General features: G+C 63.1%; 1 protein-coding gene. It reads left to right on the forward strand.

Annotated elements, in window-relative coordinates:
* Positions 1 to 312, forward strand: a 312-nt coding sequence (locus SB724_RS19700; RefSeq protein ID WP_410572479.1) for a zinc-binding dehydrogenase, incomplete at both ends; no start/stop codon positions are given.

Consider the following 312-nt stretch of genomic DNA (forward strand, 5'->3'; position numbering starts at 1 on the left):
GTGGTGCTGGTGACCCGCAATGCCGAAAAACGCCGCCTCGCCGAAGACCTTGGCGCAACCGCGACAGTCGATCCGTCAGCCGGCGATGTCATTGAGTTGATATCGGGCAAGAACGGCATTCTCCCTGATGGTGCAGATGTAGTCATCGAATGCGCGGGGGTTCCGGAGACCATCGAGCAGGCGCCCCGCCTCGCCCGAAAAGGCGGCACCGCCGTCATCCTCGGCGTCATGCCGCAAGGCGCAACGGTTTCGATCGAACCCTTCGACCTGCTGGTCCGGGAAATCCGCCTGCTCGGATCCTTCGTCAACCCC

The organism is Bacillus sp. SIMBA_031 (assembly GCF_046535225.1).
Taxonomy (GTDB): Bacteria; Bacillota; Bacilli; order Bacillales; family Bacillaceae; genus Bacillus; species Bacillus velezensis.